Origin of the sequence: Caballeronia arationis, assembly GCF_001544975.2 — a bacterium.
Classification (GTDB): Bacteria; Pseudomonadota; Gammaproteobacteria; order Burkholderiales; family Burkholderiaceae; genus Caballeronia; species Caballeronia arationis.
The window spans coordinates 78883-104824 of the sequence record NZ_FCOG02000001.1; the positions used below are offsets into that span (position 1 = coordinate 78883).

At 64.4% G+C, this 25942-nt stretch carries 27 protein-coding genes; 13 read left to right on the forward strand and 14 right to left on the reverse strand.

The genetic code is table 11. From position 1 onward, the window contains the following. Both fliS and fliE read right to left on the reverse strand, forming a co-directional pair. Positions 1-435: a flagellar export chaperone FliS gene (gene fliS / locus AWB81_RS00415; protein WP_062631929.1), complete on the reverse strand. Its 435-nt coding sequence runs from the start codon at positions 433-435 to the stop codon at positions 1-3. Between the two features lie 255 nt (positions 436-690). Further along, positions 691-1050: a flagellar hook-basal body complex protein FliE gene (gene fliE, locus AWB81_RS00420; protein ID WP_062631930.1), complete on the reverse strand. Its 360-nt coding sequence runs from the start codon at positions 1048-1050 to the stop codon at positions 691-693. A 323-nt stretch (positions 1051-1373) separates the two neighbouring features. On the opposite strand from fliE, the gene fliF reads away from it, so the two are divergent. From fliF to fliR, 13 genes are all read left to right on the forward strand, one after another. Next, complete coding sequence (gene fliF / locus AWB81_RS00425) at positions 1374-3149, forward strand: flagellar basal-body MS-ring/collar protein FliF (protein WP_062631931.1); 1776 nt, start codon at positions 1374-1376, stop codon at positions 3147-3149. Next, a complete protein-coding gene (gene fliG / locus AWB81_RS00430) occupies positions 3139-4134 on the forward strand; it encodes a flagellar motor switch protein FliG (protein ID WP_062631932.1) in 996 nt (331 codons plus the stop codon). Before fliF ends, fliG begins: the two co-directional genes overlap by 11 nt. Continuing rightward, the gene (fliH, locus tag AWB81_RS00435; RefSeq protein WP_062631933.1) at positions 4127-4807 is read left to right on the forward strand and encodes a flagellar assembly protein FliH; all 681 of its coding nucleotides are present in this window, start codon (positions 4127-4129) and stop codon (positions 4805-4807) included. Before fliG ends, fliH begins: the two co-directional genes overlap by 8 nt. Beyond that, the gene (gene fliI / locus AWB81_RS00440; RefSeq protein ID WP_327371176.1) at positions 4804-6375 is read left to right on the forward strand and encodes a flagellar protein export ATPase FliI; all 1572 of its coding nucleotides are present in this window, start codon (positions 4804-4806) and stop codon (positions 6373-6375) included. Before fliH ends, fliI begins: the two co-directional genes overlap by 4 nt. A gap of 14 nt (positions 6376-6389) precedes the next feature. Next, entirely contained in the window at positions 6390-6839 is a 450-nt protein-coding gene (gene fliJ / locus AWB81_RS00445; protein ID WP_062631934.1) for a flagellar export protein FliJ, read from the forward strand. A gap of 47 nt (positions 6840-6886) precedes the next feature. After that, complete coding sequence (locus tag AWB81_RS00450; RefSeq protein ID WP_062631935.1) at positions 6887-8308, forward strand: flagellar hook-length control protein FliK; 1422 nt, start codon at positions 6887-6889, stop codon at positions 8306-8308. A gap of 257 nt (positions 8309-8565) precedes the next feature. Further along, positions 8566-9060, forward strand: a complete 495-nt coding sequence (gene fliL, locus AWB81_RS00455) for a flagellar basal body-associated protein FliL (protein WP_062631936.1) — start codon at positions 8566-8568, stop codon at positions 9058-9060. 46 nt (positions 9061-9106) lie between these two features. Further along, positions 9107-10105, forward strand: coding sequence for a flagellar motor switch protein FliM (fliM, locus tag AWB81_RS00460; protein WP_062631937.1), 999 nt, complete (start codon positions 9107-9109; stop codon positions 10103-10105). Positions 10106-10109: 4 nt separating this feature from the next. Continuing rightward, positions 10110-10559 carry a flagellar motor switch protein FliN gene (gene fliN, locus AWB81_RS00465; protein ID WP_374730463.1) on the forward strand — a complete coding sequence of 150 codons (450 nt, stop codon included), beginning with the start codon at positions 10110-10112 and terminating at the stop codon, positions 10557-10559. Next, positions 10556-11071, forward strand: a complete 516-nt coding sequence (fliO, locus tag AWB81_RS00470) for a flagellar biosynthetic protein FliO (protein WP_062631938.1) — start codon at positions 10556-10558, stop codon at positions 11069-11071. The genes fliN and fliO overlap by 4 nt, the downstream gene beginning before the upstream one ends. After that, positions 11072-11839 carry a flagellar type III secretion system pore protein FliP gene (gene fliP, locus AWB81_RS00475; RefSeq protein WP_062631939.1) on the forward strand — a complete coding sequence of 256 codons (768 nt, stop codon included), beginning with the start codon at positions 11072-11074 and terminating at the stop codon, positions 11837-11839. It abuts the gene before it with no gap. Positions 11840-11863: 24 nt separating this feature from the next. Further along, a complete protein-coding gene (gene fliQ, locus AWB81_RS00480) occupies positions 11864-12133 on the forward strand; it encodes a flagellar biosynthesis protein FliQ (RefSeq protein ID WP_062631940.1) in 270 nt (89 codons plus the stop codon). 10 nt (positions 12134-12143) lie between these two features. Further along, on the forward strand, positions 12144-12935 hold the full coding sequence (gene fliR, locus AWB81_RS00485; protein WP_062631941.1) for a flagellar biosynthetic protein FliR: 792 nt from the start codon (positions 12144-12146) through the stop codon (positions 12933-12935). A 755-nt stretch (positions 12936-13690) separates the two neighbouring features. Here the strand turns inward: fliR and flgL are convergent. The 12 genes from flgL to flgB form a co-directional block, all read right to left on the reverse strand. Next, a complete protein-coding gene (gene flgL, locus AWB81_RS00490; protein WP_062631942.1) occupies positions 13691-14920 on the reverse strand; it encodes a flagellar hook-associated protein FlgL in 1230 nt (409 codons plus the stop codon). An 11-nt stretch (positions 14921-14931) separates the two neighbouring features. Next, positions 14932-16869 carry a flagellar hook-associated protein FlgK gene (flgK, locus tag AWB81_RS00495; protein WP_062631943.1) on the reverse strand — a complete coding sequence of 646 codons (1938 nt, stop codon included), beginning with the start codon at positions 16867-16869 and terminating at the stop codon, positions 14932-14934. Positions 16870-17313: 444 nt separating this feature from the next. Continuing rightward, the gene (locus AWB81_RS00500) at positions 17314-18066 is read right to left on the reverse strand and encodes a flagellar brake protein (RefSeq protein WP_062631944.1); all 753 of its coding nucleotides are present in this window, start codon (positions 18064-18066) and stop codon (positions 17314-17316) included. Between the two features lie 331 nt (positions 18067-18397). Further along, a complete protein-coding gene (flgJ, locus tag AWB81_RS00505) occupies positions 18398-19414 on the reverse strand; it encodes a flagellar assembly peptidoglycan hydrolase FlgJ (protein WP_087134703.1) in 1017 nt (338 codons plus the stop codon). A gap of 12 nt (positions 19415-19426) precedes the next feature. Further along, positions 19427-20554: a flagellar basal body P-ring protein FlgI gene (locus tag AWB81_RS00510; protein WP_062631945.1), complete on the reverse strand. Its 1128-nt coding sequence runs from the start codon at positions 20552-20554 to the stop codon at positions 19427-19429. Positions 20555-20556: 2 nt separating this feature from the next. Continuing rightward, a complete protein-coding gene (locus AWB81_RS00515; RefSeq protein ID WP_062631946.1) occupies positions 20557-21264 on the reverse strand; it encodes a flagellar basal body L-ring protein FlgH in 708 nt (235 codons plus the stop codon). Between the two features lie 44 nt (positions 21265-21308). Then, positions 21309-22097, reverse strand: a complete 789-nt coding sequence (flgG, locus tag AWB81_RS00520; protein WP_062631947.1) for a flagellar basal-body rod protein FlgG — start codon at positions 22095-22097, stop codon at positions 21309-21311. Between the two features lie 34 nt (positions 22098-22131). Continuing rightward, positions 22132-22884 carry a flagellar basal-body rod protein FlgF gene (flgF, locus tag AWB81_RS00525; protein WP_062631948.1) on the reverse strand — a complete coding sequence of 251 codons (753 nt, stop codon included), beginning with the start codon at positions 22882-22884 and terminating at the stop codon, positions 22132-22134. Between the two features lie 31 nt (positions 22885-22915). Continuing rightward, positions 22916-24130: a flagellar hook protein FlgE gene (gene flgE, locus AWB81_RS00530; protein WP_062631949.1), complete on the reverse strand. Its 1215-nt coding sequence runs from the start codon at positions 24128-24130 to the stop codon at positions 22916-22918. 43 nt (positions 24131-24173) lie between these two features. After that, entirely contained in the window at positions 24174-24902 is a 729-nt protein-coding gene (locus AWB81_RS00535) for a flagellar hook assembly protein FlgD (protein ID WP_062631950.1), read from the reverse strand. 16 nt (positions 24903-24918) lie between these two features. Continuing rightward, a complete protein-coding gene (gene flgC / locus AWB81_RS00540; protein ID WP_062631951.1) occupies positions 24919-25344 on the reverse strand; it encodes a flagellar basal body rod protein FlgC in 426 nt (141 codons plus the stop codon). 14 nt (positions 25345-25358) lie between these two features. Further along, positions 25359-25862 carry a flagellar basal body rod protein FlgB gene (flgB, locus tag AWB81_RS00545; protein ID WP_062631952.1) on the reverse strand — a complete coding sequence of 168 codons (504 nt, stop codon included), beginning with the start codon at positions 25860-25862 and terminating at the stop codon, positions 25359-25361. Positions 25863-25942 lie beyond the last annotated feature (80 nt).

The window sequence follows — 25942 nt, forward strand, 5'->3', positions numbered from 1 at the left end:
TTATATGGCATGCGCCGCCGCGTTCGCCGCGGCCGCCTGAGCCACTTCCGGTCCGATTCCTATCCACGCTTCCTCGAGCGTCGCGAGAAGGCCGTCGACCTCCACCAGCAACCGCTCGTCCTGGCGCATGTTCGCCTCCAGAAGCCGGTGCGTCATATATGTATACAGCGCGTCCAGCCGCTCGGCGATCTCGCCGCCCGCCTCCTTGTTCAACGCCTGCTGCAAACCGGTCTCGACGATGCTGATCGCCTTGCCGATGGCGATGCCCCGCCCCTCGACATTGCCCTGCTGCAGATGCATTCGCGCCTGCGCGATCGCCTGACGTGCGCCCTGATAGAGCATCACGATCAGCCGGTGCGGGCTTGCGCCGGTCACTCCTGTCTGAAGGCCGACGCGCGCATAGGCGCTGGCTCCAGCGTGTCCTGGGGAATACATCTGTGGTTCTCCTTATGCGTCCGATACGCCTCACCGCGATCCTTGCGTCTCGCCGCACGAACGAACGTGCTTTGCGAGGCGCCGGCCGGGGCGTTCCCGGTGTGAATCGATGCCGCCGATGCCGGGCCCCGCGCGCCGCCTGCGTTGCCGTTCATCGTGCTGTTATCGGGGTTATCGGAAAAACGCGCAAAAGCTTTAGGCCACAAGGCGAACCGGCTCTCGGCGCGAGGCGCGGCGAGTCCCCGGGGCGAACGTTCAGACCGAGATCTGCATGATGTCGTTGTAAGCGGAAACGAGCTTGTTACGGACCTGCAGACCGAACTGCAGGCCGACGTTCGCCTTCTGCATGTCCACCATCACGTCGTTGAGCGACACGTTCGGCGCGCCGACTTCGAACGCGTGCGCCTCGCCGAGTGCCTTGGTCTGGTTGTCACTGATCTTTTCGATCGACGACTTGAGCGCGTCGGCAAAACCGCCCGCGCTGACCGCGCCCGACGACGAAGTGCCCGTCACGCTGCCCGTGGCGACAGTTGCGCCGGTACCGCCGGTTGCCTGCGCGGCCATGGAATGCAGTGCTGCGAGCGCGGAACCCAGCGGGTTGATGGAAGAATTCATGTTTGCTCCGAATGACAGTGGAACCGGACGCGGCATATCGAGGGTGAAGCAGGACTTCGAACCGGGGCTGTCCCGAGCCGCAGACGAGGAATGCGTATACATCTGCTCGCTGTCTGGGCGGTTCGTCGATACGGTACGACCGATTGCAAAAAAGAATAGCAGCGGGGCGTTTTCCAAAGCGGTGAAAGAAGGGGTAAAACCCGGCTCTGTTTGCCGAATCGACTTGCTTCCGTCTGCGGATAATCCTGTCGTGAAAGTCTCCAATGGGCGCGTGATTCAAGGCGCGACCGGGACGACGACAAGATTCGGAGAGCATCGACGCAATGGATACGCCCAACAATTCCCTGATCACGCCCGACGCCAGAATGGGCCTGGCCGGCGCCCAGCCCGGCGCGCTCGGGAGCGCTGCGCCCGCCGCAAGCCTCGGCGGCGCCGATTTCGGCGGCCTCGCGCAGCGCATGCCGATGCTGTCGCAATTCCGCTCGAACCCGCGCATGCCGCTGATCGTCGCGGTCGCCTTCCTGGCGGCAGTGGTGGCCGGCCTCGTGTTGTGGTCGCGCCAGCCCGACTACCGCGTGCTGTTTTCCAATCTGTCGGATCGCGACGGCGGCGCAATCGTTGCCGCGCTCCAGCAGGGCAACATCCCGTACCGCCTGTCCGACGGCGGCGGCGCGATCCTGGTGCCGTCCGAGCAGGTCCACGAGACGCGACTGCGGCTCGCGAGCCAGGGCCTGCCGAAAAACGGCTCGGTGGGTTTCGAGCTGATGGACAACCAGAAGTTCGGCATCAGCCAGTTCGCCGAGCAAGTCAACTATCAGCGCGCGCTGGAAGGCGAGCTCGAAAAGACGATCGGTTCGATCTCGTCGGTGAAGACGGCGCGCGTGCATCTCGCGATTCCGAAGCCCACCGTCTTCGTCCGCGAGAAGGAACTGCCGACCGCCTCGGTGATGGTGAACCTGTATCCGGGACGCGTGCTCGACGAAGGCCAGGTGCTGGCGATTGCGCACATGGTTTCCTCCGGCGTGCCGGACATGCCGGTAAAAAACGTCAACATCGTCGATCAGGACGGCAACCTGCTCACGCAGCAAAGCGCCGTCAGCGGTCTCGACGCCTCGCAGCTCAAATACGTCCAGCAGATCGAGCACAACACGCAAAAGCGCATCGATGCAATCCTCGCGCCGCTTTTCGGGTCGGGCAACGCCCGTTCGCAGGTGAGCGCGGACGTCGATTTCTCGAAACTCGAGCAGACCGCCGAGAGCTACGGCCCGAACGCCAATCCGCAGGCGACGTCGATCCGCAGCCAGCAATCGAGCGAATCGAGCGAGAGTTCGGGCGCCGGCGCCTCGGGCGTGCCGGGCGCGCTGTCGAACCAGCCGCCACAGCCTGCCTCCGCGCCGATCGTGGCGCCGGCGTCCGACGCGACGGGCGCGGCCGTGAAAACCACGCCGACCAACCTGCGCAAGGACACGACCACCAATTACGAAGTCGACCGCACCGTGCGCCACTTCGAACAGGCGACGGGCGGCATCAAGCGGCTGTCGGTGGCGGTGGTGGTGAACTACCAGAAGCAGGTCGACGCGAAGGGCAACGTCACGATGACCCCGCTGTCGGCCGAGAAACTCGCGCAGGTCCAGCAACTCGTGAAGGACGCGATGGGCTACGACGAGAAGCGCGGCGACTCGGTGAACGTCGTGAACAGCACCTTCTCGGGCGACACCAACGTCATGCCGGACGTGCCGTGGTGGCGTACGCCGGACATGATCGCGCGCGGCATCCAGCTCGCGAAGTATCTCGGCATCGGCATCGTGGCGCTGTTCCTGTACTTCAGCATGGTGAAGCCGGCGATGCGTCGCGCGTTCCCGCCGCCCGAGCCGCCCGCCGCGCTCACGCCGCCGGACGAGCTGTCGCTGCTCGACGGCCCTTCGATGCCCGACACCAAGACGGCGGAAGAAGACAAGGATGCCGAGGTCAGTCTCCTCGGTCATGAAAGCAGCAAGGCCAAGTTCGAACGCAATCTCGACTACGCACGCATGGTCGCGCGCCAGGATCCGAGAATCGTTGCGACGGTCGTAAAGAATTGGGTGTCCGATGAACGCTGAAGGCCTGAACAAATCCGCCCTCCTCCTGATGTCGATCGGTGAGGAAGAAGCCGCCGAAGTCTTCAAGTACCTCGCGCCACGCGAAGTGCAGAAGATCGGCGCCACTATGGCGGCGCTCAAGAACGTCACGCGCGAGCAGCTCGACAACGTGATGACGGAATTCGTCAGCGAAGCCGAGAAACACACGGCGCTCTCGCTCGATTCGAACGAGTACATCCGCTCCGTGCTGACGAAGGCGCTCGGCGAAACCAAGGCCGGCGCGCTGATCGACCGCATTTTGCAGGGCAGCGACACGAGCGGCATCGAGGGCCTGAAGTGGATGGACTCGGGCGCCGTCGCGGAACTGATCAAGAACGAGCACCCGCAGATCATTGCGACGATCCTCGTGCACCTCGACCGCGACCAGGCGTCGGAAATCGTGTCGCTTTTGACCGAACGCCTGCGCAACGATGTGCTGCTGCGCATCGCGACGCTCGACGGCATCCAGCCGGCGGCGCTGCGCGAACTCGACGACGTGCTGACCACGCTCCTCTCCGGTTCCGACAACCTGAAGCGCGCGCCGATGGGCGGTATCCGCACGGCGGCGGAAATCCTCAACTTCATGTCGAGCAATCACGAGGAAGGCGTGCTGGAGAACGTCAAGGAATACGACGCGGAACTGGCGCAGAAGATCATCGACCAGATGTTCGTGTTCGAGAACCTGCTCGACCTCGAAGACCGCGCGATCCAGTTGCTGCTGAAGGAAGTGGAATCCGAGACGCTGATCGTCTCGCTGAAGGGCGCGCAGCCCGCGCTACGCCAGAAGTTCCTGTCGAACATGTCGCAGCGCGCGGCCGAACTGCTCGCGGAAGACCTCGATTCGCGCGGCCCGGTGCGCGTGTCGGAAGTCGAGCAGCAACAGCGCAAGATCCTGCAGATCGTGCGCAATCTCGCCGAAAACGGCCAGATCCAGCTAGGCGGCAAGGCGGAGGATGCATATGTCTGATACTGCTCGCGCGCAGAAAGCGCACAAGCCGCAACTTTCGGCGTACCAGCGCTGGGAGATGGCGTCGTTCGATCCGGTGACGGTCGACAACAGCGCCGCCGAGCAGGCCGCGCTCGAAGCCCATCTGCGCCGCGTGCAGGAAGACGCGCATGCGCAAGGGCTCGCGCAGGGGCATGTCGCCGGACAGGCGATGGGATATCAGGCCGGCTACGAGCAGGGCCTCGCGAAGGGCTTCGAGGAAGGACGCAAGGAAGCGCTGGCAGAAGCCGCGCGCCTCGCCGATCTCGCCGACACGTTCAAGACGGCGCTCCAGGCCGCCGACGCAGTGGTCGCGGAATCGCTGACTGCGCTCGCGCTCGACATCGCGCAACAGGTCGTGCAGCAGCATATCGCGCTTGATCCGACGGCGCTTCTCGCCGTTGCCCGCGAAGTGATCGCCGCCGAACCGGCGCTCGCCGGCGCGCCACACCTGACGGTGAATCCGGCGGATCTGCCGGTCGTCGAGGCGTATTTGCAGGAAGAACTTCAGGCCGCCGGCTGGAGCGTGCGCACGGATCCCGCGATCGAACGCGGCGGTTGCCGCGCGCACGCCGCGACCGGCGAAATCGACGCGACCAACGTCACGCGCTGGGAGCGCGTCGCGGCGGCACTCGGGAGGACCCAGCCGTGGTGAACTCGCATCAGCACGCACATCTGCATCCGAGCGCACCTGCGCGTCGCATCACGCAGGACGGACTGAGCGAACTCGAACAGGAAATCGCGCGCGCGTCGTTCGGGCCCCTTCTGAACGAAGGCGAAGCCGCCGCACCGAGCGTCGAGGAACGCGCGGCGCAAACCATCGTGCAACTGGCCGATCTGGCCGGCAATCCGCATCTCGACGGCTGGCGCGCGCAGCTCGACGCGCTCAAGGCACGGAGCGGCATCGCCCGCCCGCTGCGTCCGTGCGGACGCCTCACGCGCGCAGCCGGCCTCGTGTTGGAAGCGGTCGGGCTGAAGCTCGGCGTCGGCTCCGAATGCATGATCGAGCTGCCCGCCGGCAGTTCGATTCCGATGGCCGAAGCCGAAGTGGTCGGCTTCGCGGGTGACAAGCTCTTCCTGATGCCGACGACCGAAGTCGCGGGCCTTTTGCCCGGCGCGCGCGTCTATCCGCTGGAAAGCGCGCCGATCGACGATCCGATGGCGGGCGCGAAGCGTCTGCCGGTCGGCTGGGAAATGCTCGGCCGCGTGGTAGACGCGTCGGGCCGTCCGCTCGACGGGCTTGGGCCGCTCGGCGCCCGCGTCGATGCGCCGCTCTCCGCGCCGACCATCAACCCGCTGAATCGCGAGCCGATCCACAAGGTGCTCGACGTCGGCGTGCGCGCGATCAATTCGCTGCTGACGGTCGGACGCGGGCAGCGCATGGGCCTGTTCGCGGGCTCGGGCGTCGGTAAATCGGTGCTGCTCGGCACGATGGCGCGCTATACGAGCGCCGAAGTGATCGTGATTGGCCTTATCGGCGAACGCGGCCGCGAAGTGAAGGAATTCATCGAACAGATTCTGGGCGAGGACGGTCTCGCGCGGTCGGTGGTCGTGGCGGCTCCGGCGGATGTCTCGCCGATCCTGCGGATGCAGGGCGCGACCTACGCGACCTCGCTCGCCGAGTATTTCCGCGACCAGGGCAAGCATGTCCTGCTGCTGATGGACTCGCTCACACGTTACGCGATGGCGCAGCGCGAGATCGCGCTCGCGATCGGCGAACCGCCCGCCACGAAGGGCTACCCGCCGTCTGTTTTCGCCAAATTGCCGGCACTTGTTGAACGGACGGGGAACGGACCGGAAGGCGGCGGGTCCATCACTGCGTTCTATACCGTATTGACGGAAGGGGACGATCAGCAGGACCCTATCGCCGATTCGGCGCGCGCCATTCTCGACGGCCACATCGTGCTGTCGCGTTCACTGGCGGAAGCCGGCCACTATCCCGCCATCGATATCGAGGCGTCGATCAGCCGGGCCATGACCGCGCTGATCGACGACCAGCACCTCGACCGGGTGCGCATGTTCAAGCAGATGCTCTCGCGTTATCAACGCAATCGCGATCTGATCAACGTCGGTGCATATTCGAGCGGCCGCGACGCGCTGCTCGACCGCGCGATCGCGCTCTATCCGCGCATGGAAGCGTTCCTGCAGCAAGGATTCCGCGAACAGGCGCCGTTCGAGCCGAGCCTCGCCCAACTCGACCAGTTATTCGACCAAGGAAGCTGAGGAAACTGAAGCTCATGTCCAAACATCTGCCGATCAAGACGCTGATCAATCTCGCGGAAGAAGAACTCGATGCCGCCACCAAGAAACTCGGCAAGCTCCAGCAGGAGCGCAACGAGATCGAGGCGCAGCTGAATTCGCTCATCGCCTATCGCGACGAGTATCACGCGCGGTTCACGGCGTCGGCACAGCAAGGGACCACGGCGCAGACGCTGCGCAACTTCCAGGCTTTCGTCGATACGCTCGACGCCGCGATCGGCCAGCAACGCGGGCTCCTCACGGCGGGCGAGCAGCGGCTGGAGGCGGCCAAGCCCGAGTGGCGCATGAAGAAGCAGAAGCTCGGCTCGTACGAAGTGCTGGCGGCCCGCGGCGAAGCGGTGCTCCAGAAGAAGGCGGCGCGCGTCGAACAGCGCGACGCCGACGAACACGCCGCAAAGATCCTGCGCATGCGGGCCGAAAAGGCCTGACGCGCAGGACGCGGCTGAATAATCAAACAGAATTCAAGAGGGAAAACATGTCGTCCGTATCGTTTGGCAGCGCGCCGGTTGGCGCGGCGTCGCCAGTGTCGAAGAGCAAAGCGGTGTCGTCGTCGCGCGACAACAGCGCATCCGCGTCCTTCGGCCTGACGCTGCAGAGCATGACCGACAAGGCGAACGCGCAGGCCCAGGCGGCGCGTGACGCGGCATCGTCGGCGATGTCGTCGGCGCCTCGCAGCAGCGTGCACGACGCGCCCAAGCCCGACGACGACACCGCCGCGTCGGATTCGACGAGCGACGCGGATCAGGCGCAAGCCGCCGGCCAGAGCGATCAGACCGGCAAGAGCGAGGGTGCACAAAAGAGCGACAAGCCGTCGTCCGCCGACAGCGCGAACGCGAAGGATGACGCCCCGCCTGCCGCTGGCGATGCGCAGGCGAAGGCCGCCGCCCAGGCCGCGGCGGCGAAGAATCGCGCGGACGCCGCAGCCGATGCGAACGCGGCGCTGGCCGAGCTGGCGAGCACGGCGGACGAGACGACGACCACCGCGACGGCACCGGCCGATGCGACCGCCACCGGCGACACGAAAGCGACGTCCGCGACACGCAAATCCGCCGCCGATCCGAAATCCGCGCAGGACGCGTTGCAGGCGGCGCTCGCCGCGCTGAACAATGCACCGGCTGCGGCGCCGGCGAACGCTGCGGCGTCGACGGCTTCCGCCAATACTGCCGATGGCGCCGGCACGGGCTTCGCCCGCTCGAACCGGACGACCGGCCTGGGCAATGCGCTTGGCGACGGCAAGAGCGCCGCTATGGCCACACCCGCCGACGCGGCGGCCGTCGCGAACACGCAGGCAGCGGCGCTCGCAATCCAGCCCGACGACGGCACGGCAGCCTACAAGCAGACCGCTGACGCAGCGGCGCACGCGAGCGCGCTGGCGGCGGCGTCGGCGACAGCGACCGCGAATACGAGCGCGTCGGGCGTGCAAGGAACGCTGGCATCCGCGACGAGCGCGGCGATTGCGCCGCATGTCGGCGGTTCCGGCTGGGACGACGCGTTCAGCCAGAAGGTCGTGTTCCTGTCGAATGCGCACCAGCAGAGTGCGGAACTGACGTTGAATCCGAAGGATCTCGGACCGTTGCAGGTGACGCTGCAAGTCGCCGACAACCATGCGCACGCGCTCTTCGTGTCGCAGCACGCGCAGGTGCGCGAGGCGGTGGAAGCGGCGTTGCCGAAGTTGCGCGAAGCGATGGAAGCGAACGGCATCAGCCTCGGCAGCGCGAGCGTGAACGACGGTTTCGCGCGCCAGTCGGGCCAGTCAAACCAGCAGGCGAACCAGGGCTCGGGCCGTGGCGGCCGGGATGGCCGCGGCGTCGGGGCGCTCGGCGGCGCGGGCGAAGCCGGATCGACGGCGAGTATGCCGCTGCGCCGCACGGTCGGACTGGTGGATACCTTCGCCTGATCGACGCGGCGCCTGCAGGCCGCAATCCGATTTGCAAACGACAATGGGCGCCGAGGCGCCCATTGTCGTTTGAGCTGCCCGGCGACCGGCGCAGCCCGCGTCTCCCCGAACGCGCACGGCGAAACCGGCCGCTCAGCGTCCCCAAAGCGCCAGCAAACCTTAAACGCGCGAGTTAGCCCCAAATCTCCCTTCTGTTCGACCCATCGCCGCCAGCCTCTTTCGCGAACAATGCAGGCTACAGAAAGAGGTACGCACTCATGGCAACCACCACCGCAAACCAGCAATCCATCGTTCCCGCGAAGAGCGGCAAGCTCAAGCGCATTATCGTCATCGCGGTCGGCGCGGCCGTGCTGCTCGGCGCAGGCGCAGGCGGCGCGTATTTCGCGATCAACAAGTTCGGCTCGCACGGACCCGCGAAACCCGCGCCGGTGCCGCCGCCCGTGTTCTTCCCGCTCGAATCGCTGACCGTCAACCTGCAGTCCGACGACGGCGCGATGCACTACCTGCGCACGGGCCTCACGCTCAAGCTGCACGACGAAAAAATCCAGGCGGCGCTCACCGAGCGCATGCCCGAAATCCGCAGCCGCGTGCTGCTGCTGCTCTCGGGCAAGCGCCCGGACGACCTCGCGACCGTCGAAGGCAAGCGCACCCTCGCGGGCGAACTGCGCACCGCGATCGAAATGACGGCTGGCACGGCGGAGCAGCCTGTGCGCGTCGACGACGTGCTGTTCACCGAATTCGTCGTCCAGTAAGCCGACGGCACCCGCGAACAGCACAGCACAGCGCAAAGGAACATCGATGGGCCACGAAGAGTTCATGTCGCAGGAGGAGGTCGATGCCCTCCTCAAGGGCGTCACCGGCGAAGTCGACCAGGTTTCCGACGAAACCAAGCCGGCCGGCGTGCGCCCGTACAACATCGCGACGCAGGAACGCATCGTCCGCGGCCGGATGCCCGGCCTCGAAATCATCAACGACCGCTTCGCGCGACTCATGCGCGTCGGCATCTTCAACTTCATGCGGCGTTCGGCGGAAATCTCCGTCGGTCCGGTGAAGGTGCAGAAGTACAGCGAATTCACCCGCAACCTGCCGATCCCGACCAACTTGAACCTGGTTCATGTGAAGCCGTTGCGGGGCACGTCGCTCTTCGTCTTCGACCCGAACCTCGTGTTCTTCGTCGTCGACAACCTGTTCGGCGGCGACGGTCGCTTTCACACGCGCGTCGAAGGCCGCGAGTTCACGCAGACCGAGCAGCGCATCATCAGCAAGCTGCTGAGCCTCGTGTTCGAGCACTACTCCGCGTCGTGGAAGAGCGTGCGGCCGCTGCAGTTCGAGCACGTGCGTTCGGAGATGCACACGCAGTTCGCGAACGTCGCAACGCCCAACGAGATCGTGATCGTCACGCAGTTCTCGATCGAATTCGGCACGACGGGCGGCACGCTGCACATCTGCATGCCGTACTCGATGATCGAGCCGATCCGCGACGTGCTCTCCTCGCCGATCCAGGGCGAAGCGCTCGAAGTGGACCGCCGCTGGGTGCGCGTGCTCTCGCAGCAGGTGCAGACGGCCGAAGTCGAAGTGACCGTCGATCTCGCGGAAATCCGCTCCTCGTTCGAGCAGCTCCTGAACATGCGGGTCGGCGACGTGCTGCCGATCAACGTGCCCGAAACCGTGGTCGCGAAGGTGGATGGCGTGCCGGTGATGGAATGCGGTTACGGAATTTTCAATGGTCAATATGCGTTGCGCGTGCAAAAGATGATCAGCGCAACGGACACGCTGAAGGAAGGTGGATATGAGTGACTTGATGGAAGAAGGCACGTTGCCCGGCGCGGCCGGTATTGGCAACACGCTGAATACGCTGAAGACCGAGGACGAAATGGCGATGGACGACTGGGCAAGCGCGCTTGCCGAGCAGAATGGCAACGAGACGCCGGCGGCATCGACGGCCGGCGTGTTCCAGCCGCTCTCGAAGGCCGCTGCGCCCTCGACGCGCAACGACATAGACATGATCCTCGACATCCCCGTGCAGATGACGGTGGAACTCGGGCGCACGAAGATTGCGATCCGCAACCTGCTGCAGCTGGCGCAGGGCTCGGTCGTGGAACTGGACGGCATGGCCGGCGAGCCGATGGACGTGCTCGTGAACGGCTGCCTCATCGCGCAGGGCGAAGTGGTCGTGGTGAACGACAAGTTCGGCATTCGCCTGACCGACATCATCACGCCGTCCGAACGCATCCGGAAGCTGAATCGATGAAACGCCTCGCCGTCGCGCTCGCCGCTGCCGTGCCGCTCCTCGCACGTGCCGCCGACATGAACGCCGTCAACCATGCCGCGCAGATCGCATCGAGCGTCGGCGCGGGCACGGCTGTGCCGTCGCTCGGTTTCGGCGCGGTGCTGCAGACGCTCTTCGGTCTCGTCATCGTCATCGGCTTCGTGTTCGGCTGCGCGTGGCTCGCCCGCAAGTTCGGCTATCACGGCGGCAAGCGCACCGGGCTCGTGAAGGTGGTGGGCGGTGCGTCGCTCGGCAACAAGGAGCGCGTCGCGGTCGTCGAGATCGGCGATACGTGGCTCGTCGTCGGCGCGGGTCCGGGCAACGTGCGGATCTTGCACACGATGCCCGCGGGATCGGCCGACGCACTCGCGACCGGCGGCGAAACGCCGGCGCCCACGCAAACGTTGCAAGGCACGTTCGGTCAACGGTTTCGCGACGCCCTCGCGGGCGAAGCCACAAAACGTCTGCAAAAATTCGCGGGCGGGAGCAAGTAAATGCAGGTCAGTCGTTTTATCGCGCGTGGTGTAAAGCTGGCGTTGCCGGTGGTGATCGCCGCCCTTCCCTACGCGGCGTTCGCGCAAAGCACGGCGGGCCTGCCCGCCTTCAACACGAGCCCGGGTCCGAACGGCGGCACGACGTATTCGCTCAGCGTCCAGACGATGCTGCTGCTCACGATGCTGTCGTTCCTGCCCGCGATGGTGCTGATGATGACGAGCTTCACGCGCATCATCATCGTGCTCTCGCTGTTGCGGCAGGCGCTCGGCACGTCGAGCACGCCGCCGAACCAGGTGCTGGTTGGCCTTGCGCTCTTCCTGTCGATTTTCGTGATGTCGCCGGTACTCGACCGCGCCTACAACGACGCGTACAAGCCCTTTTCCGACGGCACGATCACGATGGACCAGGCGATGCAGCGCGGCGTCGGGCCGTTCAAGCAATTCATGCTGCGCCAGACGCGCGAGACCGATCTCGCGCTCTTCGCGAAGATTTCGAAGGCGCCGCCGATGAACGGTCCCGAAGACGTGCCGCTTTCGCTGCTCGTGCCCTCGTTCGTCACGAGCGAGCTGAAGACGGGCTTCCAGATCGGCTTCACGATCTTCATTCCGTTCCTCATCATCGACATGGTGGTGGCGAGCGTGCTGATGTCGATGGGCATGATGATGGTGTCGCCCGCGACGATCGCGCTGCCGTTCAAGCTGATGCTGTTCGTGCTCGTCGATGGCTGGCAGTTGCTGATCGGCTCGCTGGCACAGAGTTTTGTTTAGGTTTCAAATCAAGGAAGAAGGACGATGACACCCGAATCCGTCATGTCGATGGCGCATCAGGCGATGTACGTTGCGCTCTTGCTCGCCTCGCCGCTTCTGTTGGTCGCGCTGGTCGTCGGTCTGGTGGTGAGTCTTTTTCAGGCGGCCACGCAGATCAACGAATCGACGCTCTCGTTCATTCCGAAGCTGATCGCGGTGGCGGTGACGCTCGTGATCGCCGGACCGTGGATGCTCGCGACGCTGCTCGACTACATGCGCCACGTCTTCACGATCACGCCGGCGATCACCGGCTGATCCCGCTCCGATGTTCTCCGTCACCTACGCGCAGCTCAACGTCTGGCTCACGTCCTTCCTGTGGCCGTTCGTGCGCATTCTCGCGTTGATCGCGACGGCGCCGGTTCTGAGCCATCTGGCGACACCGATGCGCGTTAAGATCGGCCTGGCCGGTTTCATTGCGCTGATCGTCGCGCCGACGCTCGAGGCGATGCCGCAAGTCACCGTGTTCTCGGCGGATGGCGTGTGGATCATCATCAACCAGTTCCTGATCGGCGCGGCGCTCGGCATGACGATGCAGATTGCGTTCGCCGCGATCGATGCGGCGGGCGAGTTCATCGGGCAGCAGATGGGGCTCGGGTTCGCGTCGCTCTACGATCCGCGCGCCGGAGGCAATGCGGTGGTGATTTCGCGCTATCTGAACACCATTGCGACGCTCGCCTTTCTTCTTTTCGACGGCCATCTGCAGATGATGAGTGCGCTCGTCAATTCGTTCCAGAGCGTGCCGATCGGGGCCAACGTGCTTGGCGCGGCCGTGCACGCGCAGGGCTGGCGGACTGTGGCGTCATATGGATCGAGCGTGTTTTCGACGGGTCTGCTGCTTTCGTTGCCCGTTGTCGCCGCGCTGTTGATCTCCAATCTTGCCCTCGGCATTCTCAATCGAGCGGCGCCGCAGATCGGTATCTTCCAGGTCGGGTTTCCGGTGACGATGCTCGTCGGATTGCTGCTTATCCAGCTCATGATTCCCAATCTGATTCCGTTCTTTCAGCGGGTTTTTGAAAGTGGTATCGGGCAGATGGGGCGCGTTGCCGGGGCTATGTGAGGGCTTGGGTTCGTCCGGGCACTGGTCTTGGTTTGATGCGCTTCCGCTTCTATGAAACTTGCTTTGCCTTCGGTCTATTAGCTCTGCCCCTGTGCGGGGCGGCAGTCACTTTCTTTGCTGCTGCAAAGAAAGTAACCAAAGAAAGCAGCTTTTCAGGCATTCGTATTAGGAGGTGACCACAGTTGCGGTACTGAGTGGCCCAGCGCCTAAGTGTCGCCCTCAAGGACTAACCGGGCTTGGTGCGCGGCACGCACTGCGTCATTGCGCAGTGAACAGATTGGCACAGCCATCATTCATCCGTCCTCGCTTCGCTCAGACGTCACGTGCCTTTGGCCCCGCGGTTCAGGCTCGCGGCCTGGGGCCGGGGGCTTTTGATTGATTATTGTGATCTGGAAGCGTTGCTATCCGATGGTGTTCTGTTGTGCCCTACGTCCGAGCGAAGCGCGGGCGGACCGGAGCGAAGTGCATACCACTTTGTTGGAATGCGAGTGGTGTCAGTGCGTGCGCGCGCCCAGCTGCTTGGGTCTTTTGAGGGCGACACTTAGGTGCTGGTCCACTCGGTACCGCAACTGTGGTCACCTCCTAATACCGATGTCTGAAAAGCTGCTTTCTTTGCTTACTTTCTTTGCAGCAGCAAAGAAAGTAAGTCCCGCCCCGGACAGGGGCAGAGCTAATAGACCGCCAAGAAAGCAAGTTCCCCAAAAACGCTGGCGCATCAAACGGCGTTCAACACCCCCGAGCGCCAGCGAAACCCCTTACCCGCTGATGTAATCAAACAACGACATCTTCTGAATCTGCGAGAACGCCATCTGGGCTCCTTGCAGCGCGTTCTGCGTCAACTCGTACTGACTGATCGCCGACACCAGATTGATGCTCGTCAGATCCGCGAGATTGCTCGCCGTCTGCGTTGCCGTGGTCTGCATCGAGCTTTGCGTCGCCGTGACTTCCTGCTCGCGTCCACCCACCGTCGCCTGCACGGAAAGCACGTTGTTGAACGAGTTGTCGACCTTGGTGCTCGCCGTGGTCAGCGCGTTGGAAAGCGTGGCCTTCTGCGCGTCCGTGCCGGTGGGTTGCTTCAGCGCGTTCACGAGATTGTCGAGCGTCGCGAAGATATCCGTGCCCGACGATGCGGCCGGCCCCACGCTGAACGTGTCGCCATCTGACGGCGTGCCGTCCAGCGTCACCTTCTCACCGCCGAGCGTGACATCCGTCTTGCCCGTGTACGCCACCGGGGTGACCGGCGACCCGTCCGGCGACGGGTTCACCGTGTACGTCGTGTTACCCGTCGACGAAACCGCGAACGAAATCGTGTAGCTATTGGCGTTAGCCGCGTTCGACGTGTCGGTCACGCTGACGCTGCTGATCGTGCCCGAGCCCTTGTTCGCGCTGCCCGCAGCCGACACGGGCGTGCTTTCCGTCGGTGACACGCTCTGGAAAATCGACGCGCCAGTATCCCCGACGCTGATCGTGCGGCCGTCGTTCACCTGCACCTGACGCTGTCCGAGGTCGCCCGAATAGCTCGCGCCGACCCCCGACGGGTTGTCCGTGAACGCCGCCGAGCCGCTCTTGAATCCGGCAAATATGTAGTTGCCGTTGCTGTCGGTGGTGTTCGCGAGGTTCATCAACTGATCGCGGTAACCCTTGATCTGGTCGGCGATCGACGAACGGTTCGAGTCGTTGAGCGAAGCGTCGCCCGCGCGCACGATCTGCGTCTGGATGCTTTGCAGCACGTCGCTCACGCTGGAGAGCGTCGAGTCCTCCTGCTGCAGCGACGACAGCGCCGTGCTCTGGTTCGTCGCGTACTGCGAGAGCGCCGCGGTCTTGATAGTCAACTGCACCGCCTGCGCCGCGCCGAGCGGATCGTCGGACGAGGTCTGCAGCCGGTTGCCGGATGAAATCTGCGCGTACATCGACGCGAGCGAACTCTGCTGATCGCTCATCGTCTGGACGTTCATCGTGAAGTACTGGGAGCTGGAAATGCGCATCGCTATGTGCCTCAGTTGAAGATGCCGAGCAGCGTCTGGAACAGCGACGACGCTGTCTGGATCACTTTGCTGTTCGCCTGATAGAGCTGCTGGTACTGCATCAGATTCGCCGCTTCCTCGTTCAGGTTCACGCCGGAAACCGCTTGCTGCGCCGACGTCGCCTGGTTGAGCAGCGCGGTCTGCGCCGTGCTCGAGCTCTTCAGCTGGTTCGTGTCGTTGCCGATCTGGTTCACGTAGTTCGCGTAGGAACTCGTGAGCGTGTCGGTGCCGCCGTTCATGGACTTCGTCGTGATGAGATTCGACATTGCGAGCGCGTTGCTGCCGTCGCTCGTGCCGCCCGCGTTGGGCGTTACGTCGAACTCGTCGTTGTCGGCAGGCTTGCCGGTGATGGTCGCCGTGACGCCGTTCGACGTCACCGTCAACCCCTTCGACGAATCGTAGGGAATCGTCTGGCCCGCCGTCATGACGGTAGAGTCGGGCAGCGTGACATCGACGTTTGACGTGAATCCGCCTGCTGCCGAGTCATACGTCAGGTTGATCGCGCTGGCGGTGTAGCCCGCGACCACCTTCGGCGACGATATCGATGCCGACCCCGCGTTGCCCGTTGCCGCCGACGTGAGCACCGGCGACGCCGCCGCCACCGCCGAAGGGCTGCTGTTCGAGAGCGCGAAGTTGTCGAGCGCCGCGCGCGTCGGCTGGATCGTGAACGAGTCGCCCGCGTTCATCGCGCCCGACACCGAGATCTTGAGTCCGTTGATCGTGCCGCTCGTCGCCGGCGAGCTGAAGCTGCCGACGGCCGTGCCGGTCGCGCGGTCCGCAAGCGTGTACTTCGAGCCGTCGAACGAGAGCGTGTAATCACCCGTCGTGGGCTGGGTGTCATCGGCAAACGAGACGCCGACGTCCGCCGTGCCGGTGTTGCGCGCGTTCGCGTAGATGGTCGGGCTGCCGGCCGTGAAGAGCGCGCCGCCCTTGTTGCCGGTCAGGTCGATGCCGAGTTCGTTCTGCTGGTTCAGCTGCGCGGCGAAGCTCGTCGCGATCGCGCCGAGCTGCGCCTGCGCCGGGTCGAGCGTCTGGCTGCGGAAATCGAGCAGGCCGCCCACGACTCCGCCCGACAGCGCCGACTCCGAAACGTACTGCGTCTGCGCGAGCGTCTGGGCGGAGCCGTCGCTGCTCTTGAACGCGATCGCCAGTTCGCTCGGATCGGACGCCGACGTCACCGCCTGCAAGCCGTATTGCTTGGCACCGACGACGAGCGGCTGCCCGTTGCCGATGTACACATTGTAGTTTCCGTCGGTCTGCACGACCTGCACGCCGACCATCGAACTGAGGTTCTGCACGGCGAGGTCGCGCTGATCGAGCAGCTGATTGGGCGGCTGGCCCTGCGCGCTCGCGATGTTGATCTGCTTGTTCAGATCCGCGATCTGCTGCGTATAGCTGTTGATCTGCGTGACGGCGCTCGTCAGTTGCGTGTTGACGCTCTGGCGCAACTGGTCGTATTGGGTGCCGGCCGTGGTGATCTGGTCAGCGAGCGTTTGCGCCGAGCTCACGAGCACCTGACGCGCCGACGTGCTGCTCGGCGAGCTTGCCACCGACTGCATGCCGGTGAAGTAGCTGCTGATGCCCGCGGAGATTCCCTTGGTCGGATCGCCGACGAGGTTGTTCAACTGCGAGATCAGCGAGTAGTAGGTGCTGGCGGCGCTGCTCGTCGACGTGGTGTTGTTCAGTTGCGTCGTCAGGTACTGGCTGTACGAGCGCGTGACGGTGGCCGTCTGCACGCCGCTGCCGAGATAGCCCGAGCCGGTGTACTGGCCGGACGCTTCCTGGTACGAAACCTTTTCGAGCGAATAGCCGGGCGTGGCAGCGTTGCTGATGTTCTGTCCCGTCGTCGTCAGCCCCCACTGGGCTGCGTTGAGACCGCTGACGCCGATGTTGAAAATGTTGTTGGACATGCGTGAATCCTGGTGGGGCGGCGTCACTCGGCCGCCGCTTGACGAGAACTGCTCTATATATCGGCCGGATGCGTACAAAGTTGAGCGCGAACGGTGATGCCTCGCTCCGGGTCCTGAACCGCCGCGCATGGCTCTCGCTGATTCAGAGCGCAAGACGCGATAGAGCCATTATCTGCACCGTGGCGGGCGGGCAATTCGGGAAAAAAAGGGGGAATGTGAGGCTAATTCGCGCAAATGACGGTGGTCAGGCGCGTTTTGGCGAGATGGCGCGCGACGCTGACACGTGCCGCGATTACTTCGGATGGCGAATCAAGGAATGGCCGCGCTGTCGGCCGCGAAACTCGAAAACCTGCTGGAAAGCCGGTCAACCCCATGAGTCGCCCGGCGCGCAATTCGTCATCGACTTCGAGCATATGGAACGGCGCCCAAAGCCGGACGCTTCCCTCACTTCGCCAGCGAGCGTCGCTTCATTTCCAGCTGCGTGATCAACCGCTGCAGCGTATTCTCCGCCGATCCCGGCAACGAAACGAACTTGAATCCGAGCGTAAAGCGTCGATCACCCTTCGCGGTCGTCGATTCGCGATGCGACACGAGCTTGAGATCGAGCGTCACCTTTCCCGGCGTGCTGAAATGCAGGTCGACGTCGTGCAGCGTAATGCCCATCTCCAGGTCGGCGACGCGATCGTCCATGGTGCGCAGCGCGACACCGCCGAGCGACAGATCGTGCACTTCGAAGCGAAAACGCTCGCCGCTCGGCAATTCGCCGCTGCAGATATACGGATCGAGCACCGGCGCCTCGACGCGGAAATATTCGCGACGCTGCATGTAGTAGAGCACCGTCGGAAAATCGGCCTCGAAGGCCGGACGGCCGTCGAACATGGTCTGGCGCGGCGTGCCCGTCGAGAACTCGACGCGAACGCCGTCCGGCGTCGCGTGAAAAATGAGCTTCGGTGCAGCGAGCACGACGTGATTCTGGTCGGCCACGCCGCCCCAGTCGAAGGTGAACGTATGCGCCGTCACGTCGACATCCAGAAGGCGCGTGACGATCTGACCGCCGACATATTCGGCCGTCAGGAAATCCCCGCGATTGACCAGATTGCGTAGCGATACGCCGATTTCGAGCGGCGTGCGCCGGCCGAAATCGACTGGGTCGACCTGGTCAGCTACGTTGTGATCGTGCGTCTGATTGTTGTTCATGGTGCGAGCCGTGTTCGTTTTGCTCGCGCGGGGCCACGTTTTCAGGCATCGCGCGTCAGGCCGGATTGTGTCGATCCGGTACCTCGGTATTCAGGATTAGCGGCAGATCCGATAGAAAATTAAGGGCCTGCCGCGAAAAATTCTCTCTTTTCGACGCCGATTGGACGTGTAACGTTTGCGCGTCCATATTTTGCCCGACTCGCAAGGCCCGTTGCAGCACGCCCGGCCCGCGTGCCGATACGGACTGTCACGTCCGACTAATACCGCTGCGCCTCGCCGAATCCATCATGGTGCAGCGCCAATAAAGCAAGCGTCACGCCAATACTCGCAATCACACGATCTGCCGCATGATCGAAATCAGCTTCTTCGCGTACTGCGGATCGGTTGCGTAGCCTGCTTTCTGCATGCCGTGCGCGAACCCGGCAGCGTCGCGGGACGCTTCGACGACCGGCGCATAGCGCGGATTGTTCTTCAGCACGCTCGCGTAATCGGTGAGCGCGTGCTCGTACGAATCGTACGCGCGGAACCGCTCGACCACTTTTTTCGGCTGGCCGTTCACATATTCGGTCGTTACGGCGCTCACGGTCTTTCCGGTCCAGTCCTTCGTCGCCTTGATGCCGAAGATGTTGTGGCTCGTCGAGCCGTCGGAATTCTTGATCTCGCGCTTGCCCCAGCCCGATTCCAGCGCCGCCTGGCCGATGATGAAGCGCGCCGGGATGCCCGTCGCCGCGCTCGCGGCCTGCGCCGGCACGGCGAGGCGGTCAACGAACGCATTGACCTTGTCCGAACCGTTCCCGCGCGCGGGCGGTTCGAGCGCACTGTTCGCCGTGTAGCCGGAGCCGGACTGCAGCGAGTTGTTCTTCGACGCTGCCGCGCTCGCGTAGGCCTTCGCCATCGCGTTCATCGCCGCGATGTTGCCGGCATTGGCGTTGAGATCGCCGCCCGCGCCGCCCGACATGCTGCCGGCACCCGCGCCGCCGTCCGAGGTCCCGGCATTGCGCATCAGCTGCTTGAGCATCATGTCCGCGACGCCGATTCCCTTCGACGACATCTGCTGCGACAACTGCTGGTCGAGCATCGACGTGAAGGACTTGCTTTCATTCGAATCGAACGGACTGTCTGACGGTGTCGCGTCGCGCATGCTCTTCAGAATCATCTGCGTGAAGACGGCGTCGAACTGCTTGGCCGCCGCCTGCAGCCCCTGCTGCGGCGATGCGTTCGCCTGCGCGCGCATGGCGTCGAACCCTTGCACGTCGAGTGCAAAACGATTCGACAGATTGCCGATGCCGCCGTTCGTGTCGGTGGATGCCAGGGCACTGCTGGCGATACCGCTCGCGTTCGAGTTCATGGGCTGTCGTCCTTAAATGATTTCGAGGTCGGCGCGCAGTGCGCCCGCCGCTTTCATCGATTGCAGAATCGAGATCAGGTCGGCCGGCGTCGCGCCGAGCGCGTTGAGCGCCTTCACGACATCCGCGAGATTCGCGCCCGCCGACAGCATCTTCAGCGCGCCGCTTTCCTGCTTCAACTGGATCTGTGACTGCTTGGCGGCCACGGTCTGGCCGTTCGAGAACGCGCCCGGCTGGCTCACCGCCGTCTGCGTGTTGATGACGACTGACAGGTTGCCGTGCGCCACCGCGCAGTTCTGCAGCGTGACCATCTGGTTCATCACGATCGAACCGGTGCGCGCGTTCAGGATCACCTTCGCGGCGGCCTGCGCCGGCTTCACGTCGATGTTCTGCAACTGCGCCATGAACGACACCTGTTCAGACGCGTCGCTCGGCGCGCGCAACTGGATCGTGCGGCCGTCGAGCGCGATCGCCGTGCCCATGCCGAACTGGTTGTTCACCGCGGCGACGATTTTCTGCGTCGTGTCGAAGTCCATCTCGCGCAGTTCCATCTGCATCGTGCCGCCAGCCTGCGTGATGGCGTTCGGCACCGCGCGCTCGACGATCGCGCCGCCCGAGATGCGCCCGACCGCGAGCTGGTTCACCTGTACCTTGCTGCCGTTCGCGCTCGCACCCGCGCCGCCGACGACGAGGTTGCCCTGCGCCATCGCGTAGACCTGGCCGTCGGCGCCCTTCAGCGGCGCCATCAGGAGCGTGCCGCCGCGCAGGCTCTTCGCGTTGCCGAGCGAAGAAACCGTCACGTCGATCGCTTCGCCGGGACGCGAGAACGGCGGCAGCGTCGCCGTCACCATCACGGCCGCGACGTTCTTAAGCTGCATGTTCTGCGTGCTGGCCGAATTCAGCGTGATGCCGAGGTTGCCTAGCATGTTGGTCAGGCTCTGCGTGGTGAACGGCGTCTGCATCGTCTGGTCGCCGGTGCCGTCGAGGCCCACGACGAGGCCGTAGCCGATCAGCGGGTTATCGCGCACGCCCTGGAACGACACGAGGTCCTTCAGGCGTTCGGCATGCGCCCGCTCGGGCAAGGCGGCCGCCACGGCGAGCGCAGCGAGCGCAACGGCGAGAAGTTTGGTGAGGATATTCATGATCAGAACGGCGCCAGGTTGAGGAAGAAGCGCTGCAGCCAGCCCATGTTCTGCGCTTCGTCGATATAGCCCTTCGCCGAGTACTCGATCTTCGCGTCCGCGACCTGCGTCGAGAAGACCGTGTTGCTTCCGGAGATGGTCGTCGGGTTGACGACGCCGGAGAAGCGCACGAATTCGTTGCCCTGGTTGATGAGCATCTGCTTTTCGCCGCTCACCTGCAGGTTGCCGTTCGGCAGCACGCCGGTGACGGTCACCGTCAGCGTGCCGTTGAACGTGTTGGCCGCGCTGGCGCCGCCGGTCGCGGTGAACTTGTTCGCGCCCGACGCCGAAAGCGTGGTGTTGTTGAAGAGGCCGCCGAAGATGCCCGGCGAGACCGGCACCGCGAACGAGCCGTTGCCCGCGCGGTTGGTGTTGGCCGCCGACGACTTCGTCGCGTTCACGTTCTCCGAGATCACGATGGTCAGGATGTCGCCGACATTGCGCGGACGCTGGTCTTCGAACAGCGGCCGGCCGGCATAGCCCGCGTTGTAGATCGCGCCGGGGCTCTGCGTGTTCGCGGGCGGCGCGGGCGGGCGGGCCGTCATCGGCTGCTGCACGATCGGCTCCTTCGGCACGAGGCCGCACGCGGCGAGCGCCGCGCCGAGCGCGAGCGCCGGGGCGAGGCGCGCAGCACGACGTGAAGCGCGGGCAATTGAAAAGGTAAGCGACATCTTGATGGTCCGTCTGATCTTGCGAGGCTCGAAACCGGCGAGCCTTAAACCTGCATCTGGGAAAGCGTCTGCAGCATCTGGTCCGAGGTGGTCACGGCCTTGCTGTTGATCTCGTACGCGCGCTGGGTCTGGATCATGTTGACCAGCTCCTGCACGACGTTCACGTTCGACGCTTCCACATAGCCCTGCTGCAGCGTACCGGCGCCGTTCAGGCCCGGCTGCGTCACGTTCGGCGCGCCCGACGAGCCCGTCTCCGCGAACAGGTTTTCACCGCGCGCATTGAGACCGGCCGGGTTGATGAAGGTCGCGACCTGGATTGCGCCGACCTGCACGCTCGCCGTGCTGCCCTGCTGCGTGATCGAGACGGTGCCGTCGGAACCGATCGTGATCGACGTCGCGGTCTGCGGGATCGTGATGGCCGGGTTGACCTGGTAGCCGCTCGACGTCACGAGCTGGCCCTGTGCGTTGGTCTGGAACGATCCGTCGCGCGTGTAGGAGGTCGTGCCGTCGGGCATCGTCACCTGGAAGAAGCCCTGGCCGTTGATTGCGACGTCCTTCGAGTTGCCGGTCTGTTGCAGGTTGCCCTGCGTGTAGAGACGCTCGGTCGCAACTTGCTGCACGCCGGTGCCGAGCTGGCTGCCGGAAGCGAGTTCGGTCTGCTGCGTTGAGTTCGCGCCCGGCTGACGGACGGTCTGGTACAGCAGGTCTTCGAACACCGCGCGCGAGCCCTTGAAGCCGTTGGTGCTTACGTTGGCGAGGTTGTTCGAAATCACGTCCATCTGCGACTGCTGCGCATTCATGCCAGTCGCGGCGATATAAAGAGAGCGGTTCATGTTGCGTTATGTCCTGTGTGCGCTTGGTCAGCGATTAGCTGAAGTTGAGCAGCTTGTTGGCCGACTGCTCGTTCTGGTCCGCCGATTCCATCAGCTTCGTCTGCATCTGGAACTGCCGCGCGTTGGTGATCATCGAGACCATCGCCGCGACCGGGTTCACGTTGCTGCCTTCGAGCGATGCCGGCGCCACCACGACGCTCGGATCGGCATCGGCCGGATCGCCGCTGGCGGTGCGAAAGAGGCCGTCGTCGCTGCGCGAGAGCGTCGACGAATCCGGGTTCACGAGCTTGAGCTGATCGACGATCGCAATCGCCGTCGGCGGATCGCCCGGCATCAGCGTGGAGACCGTGCCGTCCTTGCCGATCGTCACCTGGGCGCCCGGCGGAATCGAGAGCGGACCGCCGTTGCCGAGTACCGGCAGGTTGTTCGCCGTGACGAGCTGGCCGTTCTGGTCGACGTGCAGGTTGCCTGCGCGCGTGTACGCCTCGCTGCCGTCTGCGGCCTGCACGGAGAGCCAGCCCGGACCCTGGACCGCGACGTCGAGCGGGTTGCCGGTCTGCTGGATCGGGCCCGGCGTGTAGTCCGCCGTGGGCGTCGACGACAGCACGAAGCTGCGCGTCGTGCCATCCGCCGACTCGTTCTCGAACGTCATCGGCACCGAGCGGAACGCGGCGAGTTGCGCGCGAAAACCCGTCGTCGATGCGTTCGCGAGATTGTTGGCCACCACGCTCTGTTGCTCGAGCGCCTGTGCGGCGCCCGTCATCGCGGTGTAGATCAGACGGTCCATGTGAAGCTCTCTCTCGTGTCAGCCGTGCTGCTTACAGGTTGATTAGCGTCTGGTCGACGGTCTGCTGCGTCTTGATCGTCTGCGCGTTCGCCTGATAGTTGCGCTGCGCGGTGATCAGGTTCACCAGTTCGCTCGTCAGGTCGACGTTCGAATTCTCGACCGCGCCGCCCTGCAGCGTGCCGTGGTTGGTCGAGCCGGGCACCGACACCTGCGGCGCGCCCGAAGCGGAAGTCTGTGCGAACACGTTCCCGCCGAGGTTCTGCAGGCCGTTCTGGTTGTTGAAGTTGGCGATCGCGATCTGGCCGAGCGCCTGCGTCTTGCCGTTCGAATAATTGCCGGTGAGCGTGCCGTCGGTGCCGACCGAGAAGCCCGTCAGTTCGCCCGACGTGTAGCCGTCCTGGATCACGTTCGTCACGCCGCTCTTCGCGCCGTACTGCGTCGTGCCCGTGAAGTCCATCGTCATCGTCTGGTTGGTCGCGCCGCCGTCCGCGCCGTTCGGAATCGAGAACGAGACCTTGCCGCCCGAGGTCAGGTTGCCGGAGGTGTCGAAGGCGAGCGTGCTGATCTTGGTGGCGTTCGTGACCGGATCGCCCGAGCCCGAGTACGCGTCCCAGGAGCCGGTCGAGTTCTTCACGAAGTAGACCGACACCTTCTGCGTGCCGCCGAGCGAGTCGTACACATCAACCGAAGTGGACGTGTTGTAGCTTTTCGCGTCGGTTGCGTCGAACGGCGTGGTGGTCGGCGTCGCGTCCTGCGAATTCAGGTTGAACTGGGTCTGGACCTTGGTGGTCGCCGAGGGCGCGATGTTCGAGGTCGGCACGGTCAGCGGCACGGTGCTCGCGCTGTTGACGACGCCCTTCGAATCCGCCGCGTAGCCCATCAGCTGCAGGCCGGCGCTGTTGACGATCTTGCCGGTGTTGTCGAGGTGGAACACGCCGTTGCGCGAGTAGACGGTCGAGCCGTTGTTCGACAGCTGATAGAAGCCGTTGCCGTTGATCGCGACGTCGAGCGCCTGGTTGGTGGTCGTGATCGTGCCTTGCGAGAACTGCTGCTGCACTTCGGAAAGGCGCGAACCGATGCCGATCTGGTTGCTGACGGCCGTCGCCATCGAACTGGCGTACATGTCCGCGAACTGCGCCTGGCCCTGTTTGAAGCCGACGGTGTTCGCGTTCGCGATGTTGTTGCCGATGACGTCGAGGTCGCTCGATGCGCCCGACAATCCACTCAATGCCTGTTGGTAACCCATGACGGTCTCCGCTCGGAAATTTCGAAAATTCGGTTGATGAGGTTTAGAGGATCGACGCGACGCTCGTCAGCCCGACGGTCTTGCCGTTCGCGAGCTTGAGCCCGGTCGTGCCGTCCGCCTGCTGCACGACGCTTTGCACCTGCGCGGCGGAGAGCGTCGTCGCGGTGGCCGCGACGCCGTTGATCGTCCCTTGCGCGGTGATCGTGTAGCTGCCGTCCGGCAGCGTCGCGCCGGTCGTATCTGTCGGCGTCCAGCCCGTGACCGGCACCACGCCGGCCGACTGCGCGCCGAGCTTGATCGTGTTGACGATCTGGCCCGCCGAGTTCTTCACCACGAGGTTCAGGTCGCTGACATCGTTCGCGAGCTGCACGCCAAAGCTCGACGACTTGCCGCTCGACACCGTCACGTCGCTGCCCGAAGCCAGCACGGTCGAGCCGATCAGGAGCGCCGCCTGGGTCGACTGGCCCGCGGAAAGCTGCGTCGCGAGCGAGCTGAGCGACGTGTTCAACTGGCCGATGCCCGTCACCGTGTTGATCTGCGCGAGCTGCGAGGTCATCTGCGAGCTGTCGGCGGGGTTGGTCGGGTCCTGGTTCTTCAGCTGCGTCACGAGCAGCGTGAGGAACGTGTTCTGCAAATCCGACGCGGATTGGGTACCGGTCTTGGAACTCGTCGTCGACGAAGTCGAAGAAGACGACGAAGTGCCGTTCATGGTGTCGAGCAGCGTCTGCGACACAGTGGTGCCGTTGCTGCCGATCGAGGTGCTGGTAGTCACGTGGTTGTCCTTGGGTTCAGGTGCCGATCGTCAGGGTCTTGAGCATCAGCTGCTTGGCGGTATTGAGCGTCTCGACGTTCGCCTGATACGAACGCGACGCGGAAATCATGTTGACCATTTCCTGCACCGGATCGACGTTCGGCAGCGTCACGTAGCCGTTTTCGTCGGCGGCAGGATTACTCGGGTCGTAGCTCGTCTTCATCGGAGTCGGATCGTCGATGACGCCCGTCACCTGCACGCCGCCGACCTGTTGCCCGGACGCCGTGCGCGCACCACCGAGCGGATCGACCGCGAACACGACCTGCTTCGCCTTGTACGGCTGGCCGTCGGGGCCGGTCGTGCTGTCGGCGTTCGCCAGGTTCGACGCCGTCACGTTCAGGCGCTGCGCCTGCGCGGACATCGCCGAGCCGGCAACGTTAAAAATGTTCATCAGGGATGGCATCGCTTTTCCTTCCTTTACTGTCCGCCGTTCGACGTGATCGCCGAGAGCATCGACTTGATCTGCCCCGAGATCACCGTCATGCCGGCTTCGAAGTGCAGTGCGTTGTCGGCGAACTGGACGCGCTCGGCGTCTAGGTCGACCGTGTTGCCGTCGAGCGACGGCTGGCTCGGAATCCGGTACGCGAGACGGCCGTAGTCGTCCGTCGAGCCGCCCGTGGACTTGAGCGTCGTCGTGCCCGCCATGTGGCCGGTCGCGGTCGCCGCCATCGACATCCCGCTCGACACGCTGACGGGCTGCGCCATCGCGAGCGGTGCCGAGTTCGATGTCGCGGTGCCCGCCGTCGAGCCGCCCGTCTTCTTCAGCGCGCCCGCGAGCGAGCTCGCGAAGTCGACGTCGCGGGCCTTGTAGCCCGGCGTGTCGGCGTTCGCAATATTCGACGACAGCAATTCCTGCCGGTAAGCGCGCACGTTCAGCGCTTCGCGGCCGAACGCCAGTTCCTTGTCGAGTTTGTCCAGCATTCCCGGGTCGCTCCTTTCGCGTTTCCTAGACCTTTTCCTCATCCGGTCTCACGTCGATGCGGCTCGCGAGACCTTTTTGC

Bases quoted from the DNA above. Each gene is read 5' to 3' on its own strand.
- fliS (WP_062631929.1), bottom strand. From the start codon at position 435: ATGTATTCCCCAGGACACGCTGGAGCCAGCGCCTATGCGCGCGTCGGC.
- AWB81_RS00515 (WP_062631946.1), bottom strand. From the start codon at position 21,264: ATGTCGCTTACCTTTTCAATTGCCCGCGCTTCACGTCGTGCTGCGCGC.
- flgJ (WP_087134703.1), bottom strand. From the start codon at position 19,414: ATGAACTCGAACGCGAGCGGTATCGCCAGCAGTGCCCTGGCATCCACC.
- fliF (WP_062631931.1), top strand. From the start codon at position 1,374: ATGGATACGCCCAACAATTCCCTGATCACGCCCGACGCCAGAATGGGC.
- flgF (WP_062631948.1), bottom strand. From the start codon at position 22,884: ATGGACCGTCTGATCTACACCGCGATGACGGGCGCCGCACAGGCGCTC.
- flgB (WP_062631952.1), bottom strand. From the start codon at position 25,862: ATGCTGGACAAACTCGACAAGGAACTGGCGTTCGGCCGCGAAGCGCTG.
- fliP (WP_062631939.1), top strand. From the start codon at position 11,072: ATGCAGGTCAGTCGTTTTATCGCGCGTGGTGTAAAGCTGGCGTTGCCG.
- fliQ (WP_062631940.1), top strand. From the start codon at position 11,864: ATGACACCCGAATCCGTCATGTCGATGGCGCATCAGGCGATGTACGTT.
- fliO (WP_062631938.1), top strand. From the start codon at position 10,556: ATGAAACGCCTCGCCGTCGCGCTCGCCGCTGCCGTGCCGCTCCTCGCA.
- fliG (WP_062631932.1), top strand. From the start codon at position 3,139: ATGAACGCTGAAGGCCTGAACAAATCCGCCCTCCTCCTGATGTCGATC.
- flgE (WP_062631949.1), bottom strand. From the start codon at position 24,130: ATGGGTTACCAACAGGCATTGAGTGGATTGTCGGGCGCATCGAGCGAC.
- AWB81_RS00510 (WP_062631945.1), bottom strand. From the start codon at position 20,554: ATGAATATCCTCACCAAACTTCTCGCCGTTGCGCTCGCTGCGCTCGCC.
- flgG (WP_062631947.1), bottom strand. From the start codon at position 22,097: ATGAACCGCTCTCTTTATATCGCCGCGACTGGCATGAATGCGCAGCAG.
- fliN (WP_374730463.1), top strand. From the start codon at position 10,110: ATGGAAGAAGGCACGTTGCCCGGCGCGGCCGGTATTGGCAACACGCTG.
- flgC (WP_062631951.1), bottom strand. From the start codon at position 25,344: ATGCCATCCCTGATGAACATTTTTAACGTTGCCGGCTCGGCGATGTCC.
- flgK (WP_062631943.1), bottom strand. From the start codon at position 16,869: ATGTCCAACAACATTTTCAACATCGGCGTCAGCGGTCTCAACGCAGCC.
- flgL (WP_062631942.1), bottom strand. From the start codon at position 14,920: ATGCGCATTTCCAGCTCCCAGTACTTCACGATGAACGTCCAGACGATG.
- fliM (WP_062631937.1), top strand. From the start codon at position 9,107: ATGGGCCACGAAGAGTTCATGTCGCAGGAGGAGGTCGATGCCCTCCTC.
- fliE (WP_062631930.1), bottom strand. From the start codon at position 1,050: ATGAATTCTTCCATCAACCCGCTGGGTTCCGCGCTCGCAGCACTGCAT.
- fliH (WP_062631933.1), top strand. From the start codon at position 4,127: ATGTCTGATACTGCTCGCGCGCAGAAAGCGCACAAGCCGCAACTTTCG.
- AWB81_RS00450 (WP_062631935.1), top strand. From the start codon at position 6,887: ATGTCGTCCGTATCGTTTGGCAGCGCGCCGGTTGGCGCGGCGTCGCCA.
- AWB81_RS00500 (WP_062631944.1), bottom strand. From the start codon at position 18,066: ATGAACAACAATCAGACGCACGATCACAACGTAGCTGACCAGGTCGAC.
- fliR (WP_062631941.1), top strand. From the start codon at position 12,144: ATGTTCTCCGTCACCTACGCGCAGCTCAACGTCTGGCTCACGTCCTTC.
- fliL (WP_062631936.1), top strand. From the start codon at position 8,566: ATGGCAACCACCACCGCAAACCAGCAATCCATCGTTCCCGCGAAGAGC.
- fliJ (WP_062631934.1), top strand. From the start codon at position 6,390: ATGTCCAAACATCTGCCGATCAAGACGCTGATCAATCTCGCGGAAGAA.